Source organism: Kitasatospora sp. NPDC028055 (genome assembly GCF_040637885.1).
GTDB lineage: Bacteria > Actinomycetota > Actinomycetes > Streptomycetales > Streptomycetaceae > Kitasatospora.
The window spans coordinates 1-6,758 of the sequence record NZ_JBEZXE010000098.1; the positions used below are offsets into that span (position 1 = coordinate 1).

4 protein-coding genes and 3 pseudogenes are annotated in these 6,758 nt (G+C 67.5%); 4 read left to right on the forward strand and 3 right to left on the reverse strand.

What is annotated here, in order from left to right; genetic code table 11:
- Positions 1-457 precede the first annotated feature (457 nt).
- Positions 458-814: pseudogene (locus AB0F71_RS39560) on the forward strand (helix-turn-helix domain-containing protein); the annotation flags it as partial.
- 255 nt (positions 815-1,069) lie between these two features.
- A complete protein-coding gene (locus AB0F71_RS39565) occupies positions 1,070-1,618 on the forward strand; it encodes a DEAD/DEAH box helicase family protein (RefSeq protein ID WP_360246096.1) in 549 nt (182 codons plus the stop codon).
- Between the two features lie 220 nt (positions 1,619-1,838).
- Here the strand turns inward: AB0F71_RS39565 and AB0F71_RS39570 are convergent, their stop codons facing one another.
- Complete coding sequence (locus AB0F71_RS39570) at positions 1,839-3,185, reverse strand: lipase family protein (protein ID WP_360246087.1); 1,347 nt, start codon at positions 3,183-3,185, stop codon at positions 1,839-1,841.
- A gap of 169 nt (positions 3,186-3,354) precedes the next feature.
- Between AB0F71_RS39570 and AB0F71_RS39575 the strand changes: the two are divergent.
- Positions 3,355-3,483 (forward strand): annotated as a pseudogene (locus tag AB0F71_RS39575) (HNH endonuclease); the annotation flags it as partial.
- A 28-nt stretch (positions 3,484-3,511) separates the two neighbouring features.
- Here AB0F71_RS39575 and AB0F71_RS39580 read toward each other — a convergent pair.
- Positions 3,512-4,302 (reverse strand): IS5 family transposase gene (locus AB0F71_RS39580; protein WP_360246090.1). Its coding sequence is split into 2 segments (ribosomal slippage): positions 3,512-3,987 and positions 3,987-4,302, totalling 792 coding nucleotides; the frame shifts between segments, so codons are not numbered across the junction.
- Between the two features lie 87 nt (positions 4,303-4,389).
- On the opposite strand from AB0F71_RS39580, the pseudogene AB0F71_RS39585 reads away from it, so the two are divergent.
- Positions 4,390-5,175: pseudogene (locus AB0F71_RS39585) on the forward strand (transposase); the annotation flags it as partial.
- A gap of 13 nt (positions 5,176-5,188) precedes the next feature.
- On the opposite strand, the gene AB0F71_RS39590 reads toward AB0F71_RS39585, so the two are convergent.
- Positions 5,189-6,523, reverse strand: coding sequence for a serine/threonine-protein kinase (locus tag AB0F71_RS39590; RefSeq protein ID WP_360246093.1), 1,335 nt, complete (start codon positions 6,521-6,523; stop codon positions 5,189-5,191).
- Positions 6,524-6,758: the final 235 nt, after the last annotated feature.

The window sequence follows — 6,758 nt, forward strand, 5'->3', positions numbered from 1 at the left end:
GTCGACGTGCTTTGGGCGATGCTGCGAGACAACAGGCTGTTCACCTCCGCTCCGCCGGTCACGCAGACGGCTTGACACGGTCATTGAGATTCTCCGGGGCGATATTGGCCACGAGACATATGCCCAGCGGCTCCGGTCCAGTTGCATCGGTCATGGCTGCCATGATCGCCGAGTACGGGCGTAGTGGCATGGTCTTTTTTGGGGACGGCCCTTGGAACCGTCGGGTAGCCCGGGGGAGCTCACCCCCGGCCGCCTCAAATACCACCGCAGGGTAGCCACCAGATACGACAAAATCGCCGTCCGCTACGAAGCGACCGTGCTGGTCGCAGCCATCAACGAGTGGCTGTTACCAGCACTTTCGAAACACGCCCTAGTGCCGCATCAGGCAAGGTGTGCCCCATCGTGAGGTGTCGCCTGGTTGCTGGGTCGGGCGGCACCGGACCGTCAAAATGATCACGTGGCTGAACGTGTGCAGGTCCGTGAGATCTATGACGACGAGGGCAGGCGACTGCTGCGGATTGTCCGCAGGGGCACCGGGTCGGTGGTGACCTGGCGGCGGCGGGCCCAGATGGTGCTGCTGTCCGCCCAGCGCATGTCCGTGGCGAAGATCGCCGAGGTCGCGTTCACCAGCGCGGACCGGGTCCGCGACGTGGACCACAACTTCAACGCCGACGGCTTCGACTCGCTCTACCCCAAGTACAAGGGCGGACGGCCGAGAACGTGCACGCTGCCCGAGCGCCGGGAGATCAAGAAGATTGCCAAGTCCAAGCCGGTCGAGCACGGCCTGCCCTTCTCGACCTGGAGCCTGGCTAAGAGCTCGTAACACGATCACGCCGTCAGCTTGTTGAGCCGTCGCCAGCAGGTCGCCGTGATCGGTGCGGACATGGCCGACGCACTAGCGCACGCTTCAAGATCAGCCAGGAAGCGGAATTCCTCGTCGGTGCAGGCCCGCCGCCGTCACGGTGAGCGCAAGGTCCTTAACGACGGCGTCGTGATGGTGGCACGCCAGCGCCTGCACGTCGGCCGGACGCATGCGGGCCGGATCGTCACCATCATCGTGCGGGGCCTGATGCCCCATCCGCTGCCCGCCCAACCGGCGGGGCTGCAGGTGACGGTGCAAATGGCGACCGGGTCCGGGAAGAGCTACGTCGGCGCTGCGGCCGCGCAGAAGCTGGCGCCGCGCGGTACGGTCCTGGTGGTGGTCCCCACGCTGGATCTGCTGGTGCAGATGGTCGCTTCCTGGCAGCAGGCGGGCCGGTCGGGGCGGATCCACGCGGTCTGCTCCCTCACCCCTGGCGCGCTGCCGCGCGGGGTGCGCGGGAGCGAACCCGCTGCAGATCGCCCTGTGGCTCCCGGACGCCGCCCGCAGGCGGCGGCCGGTGGCGTTGTTCGCGACCTACGCCTCGGTGGGTGCGGTCGCGGACGCATACCAGGTGTCCGCGCACTTCTTCTGACACCCGGCGGCCGCCGACCTGGCCGTTGTTGGCCAGCCACCACTGCAGAAACGGTTCCCGCACCCTGGTCGACCTCACCGTGGCGGAGATCCGGCGACTCCTGGCAAACGGCCGGCCCCACGGCCCGCGTCCGCCGCAGCACGCGTTTCGCGCTCATGCCTTGAACCGGTCCATCTGGCGCCGGACGCGCCAGGCAGTCGCCCGTCGTTGCCACTATCAACGCCGCCTGCACACGATCGAGGGGCGGTCTCATGAAGACCGCCCCTGACAGCTCGTCCGACCGCTACACTCCCCACTCCCAGGCCGTTGACCAGCGGGAACGGAGAAGTCCGGCTGGAGTACTAAGCAGTCTTGGCGAAGTTCGCTGCGGCCCCCGTCAGGTCCTCATCCGGCGGGGACCGTCTCGTCAGCCGCAAGTGAGTTGCCTTCGGCGATGCTGCCGCAGGAGGATGGGGCCTCCTTGTCGGCGAACCGGGCGCGCAGCCAGGCGAGCGCGGTGGGCACCGTGGCCATGGGCGCGGTCAAGTGGCTGAGGGCGTCGTACTGCTGGTACCAGACCGCGGCGCCCTCGGCGCAGTACTTACGCGCCAGCGCCCGTGTGTCCCCGGCGACCGTGATGCCGTCGCCCGAGCCGATGCCCGCGATGTTGCTCGTGGTTCCCTCGAGGAAGCCGGCGTTACCCTGGCCGATGTAGCCGGGGACAGTCGGGGTCGGTGCCAGGCCGAGGTTGGCCTTGTTGACCGCCTCGACGAGCTCGGGCACGGAGTTCGGGTTCGCATACTCCGGCTTCGCCATCTTCTTCCACGTCAGACCGGGGTAGTGGCCCAGTACGTCGGCGATCGAGGAGTGCTGGTGCTCGTCGACCAGCTGCTTGCCGTAGTCGTTCAGGTACTTCTTGAGGTCGAAGTCGTACGAACGCGCTTGCCCGATGAGCAACTCCGGGATGAGCCCGGACCACACCTGACTGCCTTCGATGTACCTGAGGATGTGCGAGGGCTTCACGAGCACCCCGCCCTCGGCATATCCCACCAGGCGCTTGTTGACGTCAGGGGCGTACTCGGGCGCGAGGGAGGCGGCCCAGTTGGTCGCGACGGCGCCGCCCGAGTAGCCCATGAGGCCGACGCGCGCGTCGGGGCTGATGCCGGTCCTCGACGCCGCGCTGGAAGCGGCACGCAGGGAGTCCAGCGTGTTGTACCCGTACTCGCGGGCGGCCGCGAGGTGGGCGGCCTGCCCCTCGGTGTCAGGGAGGACGACGTCGTAGCCGGACAGCAGGAGCGACGCCACGAGCGTGGACTCGCCGTTTGCGATCAAGCCGCCGGGCAGCTTGACGTTGCCCGCGACCGCCCGGGACGGACCGTCTTCGGGGTCGAGCGAGTCGTAGAACGACTGGTACGACACGACCTTGCGGCCGTCGCCGCCAGGGCTGCGCAACACGGAGGTCACGCCTGCGGACGGGTGGCCCTGCGCGTCGGTGGTGCGGTAGAGCAGCTGCGTCGCCTGGAGGGGGGTCGCGATACCCAGGACGTGGTACGGCAGCGTCCGGACCTTGAGCACGTCCCCGGGACTGTACGAGGACAGCGGCTTGCTGCCGTTGTAGGTGTAGAACGCGTCGCTCCCGGCAGTGGTCGACGAGGGCTGCTCCTGAACGCCGGACGCGACAGCGGGCACAGCGGCGACGGCGAGGGCGACGACGCCCGTGATCGCGGCGTGCCACACTCTGAGTTTGCGCATGGCTCTCCCAAACGGTGTAAGCGGATCATAGAGATGACCGTTACGGCCCGAAGAGGGAAGTGGCCGAATGTCGGTTCCGGCGCAACCTAACAAAGGCACACGGCAGTTGACCAGGGGGCGCCAGAAGTCTTCGCGGGACGAACGGCGGCTGAGTCAGTGACCCAGCTCCGCCAACGACCTGACGCACAGCCAGCTCGTAGCCGTCTCCGCCGCCTCCAACCGCAGCAAGGGCGACCAGGGCCCGGACCAGTGGAAGCCCCCGCTCGCCTCCTACTGGTGCGAGTACGCCCGCGCCTGGGTTATCTTCCGTAGAGCTCGTAACACGATTACGCCGTCGGCTTGTTGAGCCGTCGCCAGCAGATCTGCGCGCACGCGAGCGAGACGAGTGAGTCGTGCAGTTCGAGGCGGCGTTCCCACCGGACGGCGAGGCGCTTGAACTGGTGGAGCAGGGCGAAGGTCTGCTCCACCACGTAGCGGAGCTTCCCAAGACCCTGGATGTCCGGTTCCCCGCGTCGGGAGATGACGGGCAGGATGCGGCGTCTGGCCAGCTCCCGCCTGACGTGCCTGCTGTCGTAGCCTTTGTCTCCGAGCAGGGCCTGGGGCCGCTTTCGCGGGCGTCCGGGTTGGCCGGCCACGGGCGGGACCGCGTCGACCAGTGCGAGGGTCTGGGTGACGTCGGGGACGTTGCCGCCGGTCGTGATGACCTTCAGTGGCGTTCCGCTGCCGTCGCAGATCAGGTGGTGCTTGCTGCCCGACTTGCCGCGATCGACCGGCGACGGGCCAACCCCGGCGCCCCCCTTTTCGCGCGTACGTGGGAGGCGTCCACGCAGGCGCGCGTCCAGTCGATCCGCCGGGCGGCGTTCAGTTCGGCGAGCAGTATCCGGTGGACCTGGTCGAAGACCCCGGCCTCCGTCCACCGGCACAGGCGCCGCCAGCACGTCTGCCCGGAGCCGAAGCCCAGCTCCGGTGGGAGCTGCTGCCAGGTGATGCCGGTGAACAGCACGAACAGCACTCCCTGCAGGCACAGCCGGTCGTCCACCGGCCGGGGCCCCGGCGAGCGTTCCGGCCATGGCGGCAGCACCGGCTCGATCAGCGCCCACAACTCGTCATCGACCATCCAGGGAGCACTCACGCCCCACCAACGGACGAATCGTCACACCGGACACGGCCCACCAGCCCGTATCCACGAGATCGTGTTACGAGCTCTAAGCTGGCCGACTTCCTGGTCGCCGAGGGGGTGGTTGACGGCATCAGCCGCGAGGGCCTTCGGGTCCTGCTCCGAGAGGAGGGCGTCTCCTTTCAACGCGTGAAGACCTGGATGTCCTCCCGCGACCTCGACTACGCGGCCAAGAAGGCCCGCGTCGAGCACCTTCACGCCATCGCCGACGGCGAGGTCATACCCGAGGAGGGCGAGCCTGAAGTCGTCTTCTGCCTCGACGAGTTCGGCCCGCTCAACCTCCAGCCGCACCCCGGTCGGCAGTGGGCCGAACGCGGTGGCAAGGGCAAAGACCCCAACCGCGGACCCAGACCCCGGCGACGGGCCACCTACACCCGACCGCACGGCGGCCGGCACTTGTTCGCCGCCTACGACCTCGCCAAGGACCAGCTCTACGGCCACATCAAGAGGACCAAAAACCGATCCAAGTTCCTGGAGTTCTGCCGCTACCTGCGCTCGCTGCACCTGGCGGACGTGCGCATCGCGATCATCTGCGACAACTACTTGCCGCACCTGACCACCGAGCGGTGCCAGCGGGTAGGAACGTGGGCCGCGGCGAACAACGTCGAGATCGCCTACACCCGGACCAACAGCTCCTGGCTCAACCGGATCGAAGCCCAGTTCACCGCCCTGCGCTACTTTGCCCTCGACGGCACCGACCACGCCACTCACAAGGAACAGGGCAGCACGATCCGCCGCTACATCATCTGGCGGAACAATCACGCCGCCGACGAGCGCCTTCGCGAAGTCGTCACCAGGGCGAACGTTGCCTGACGGCTGGGCGAGTTTACGACGCCCTTCTGCGCCGCCGGCCTTGCTCCACACCGAGGGCGCGGGTCGTGATGTCGCGGTAGAGATACCTGAAGACTTTCAGCATGACGATGGGCAAGTAAACCACCATCAACGATATGGTCATCGTGTCCCAACCCTCAGCCGAAGAAGAGACCGTCAGGAAAGTCCTTACGTAGCAAGCGATATCGAGAGCCGCGACAACGTATCCGGCCGCTCGTAGGACAGCACCGGAGCGCGGGGTCAGTGCCGCCGTCAGGAGCAGGATGGGCAACTGCGCAGCGATCCACGTGCCTGGCGAGATGTAGTGGCCGGAGATGAACAGGCAGGTCGGGACGAGAACAATGGCCGCCCCGAACAGCAGCATCAGGACACGGAAGCCGCTCTCATGCTGCTCAACGCTGCTGCTCTGGAAGGCGGACACTGCCGGCTGGGCAGGGACCGTGTGCCAGGGCCGGGAGACCTTGGGAACGGCGGGTGGGGCCGCGAGCGGCTGTACGAGGTGACGCAGGGCTTGGGCGAGGGCGTGGGCGTCCGGGTAGCGCTCGGCGGGGTCTTTCCTGAGCAGGGTGAGGACGAGGTGGTCCCAGGATTCGGGAATGCCTGGGGTGACCGAGCTGGGCGCGGGCGCCTCTTCTGTGAGGTGCGCGGTGAGGAAGCCGAGGGTGTCGGGGGCCTGGAAAGGCAGGCGGCGGGTGATCAGCTGGTAGAGGAGGCAGCCGAGGGCGTAGAGGTCGCTGCGCGGAACAGGGAATCCGCGTGCCTGCTCTGGGGCCATGTAGGGCGGCGTGCCGACGATGAAGCCGCTCTCGGTGAGACGGGTATCGGTCGAGTCGACGGCGCGTGCGATGCCGAAGTCGAGGACTTTGGCGGTGCCCGCCGGGGTGATCAGGATGTTGGACGGCTTGATGTCGCGGTGCATGATTCCGGCGTCATGCGCGGCGGCCAGCGCATCGGCGATCTGTCCGCCCCAGCGAGCCGCATCGGCCAGAGTGGCGGCGCCCCGACGCATCAGCGTGTCGAGGCCCTCACCCCTGACCAGTTCCATGACGAGGAAGGGGACCCGATCCTCCCCCTCGCCGTGGTCACCGAGGTCGTGGATGGTCACAATGTTGGGGTGCTGGAGGCGGGCGGTGAGCCGGGCTTCGCGCAGGAACCGGGCCCGTGCCTCGTCACCACGGCTCCCGCCACCGGTGAGCACGGAGATGACCTTGACGGCTACGGGCCGGTCCAACATCTCATCTTGGGCCTGCCACACCTGCCCCATGCCACCTTGTCCGAGCTGACGCACTAATCGGTACCGTCCGACGAGCAGCTTTGCCTCCACTGCCATCACTCCCCCGACTGGCCATCGTCAACTCGCTTACCCTACGGGGGTCCCCCGGCCGCAGGGAACCGTGCGCGACGGCGGCTCCGGGCGACCCGACACAACGAGGCGAACGTTGCCTGATGCGGCACTAGGAGCTGTTCAAGGTTCGGATCATGTGGTTGCGGTCAGGGACTTCAGCCACATGATCGATCCGCGGAGGTGCAGTCCTGCTGTGTAGCTTTCCGGGCTCTTGTCGTAC

Coding starts and splice junctions, on each gene's coding strand:
- AB0F71_RS39565 (WP_360246096.1), top strand. CDS start 1,070: ATGCCCCATCCGCTGCCCGCCCAACCGGCGGGGCTGCAGGTGACGGTG.
- AB0F71_RS39570 (WP_360246087.1), bottom strand. CDS start 3,185: ATGCGCAAACTCAGAGTGTGGCACGCCGCGATCACGGGCGTCGTCGCC.
- AB0F71_RS39590 (WP_360246093.1), bottom strand. CDS start 6,523: ATGGCAGTGGAGGCAAAGCTGCTCGTCGGACGGTACCGATTAGTGCGT.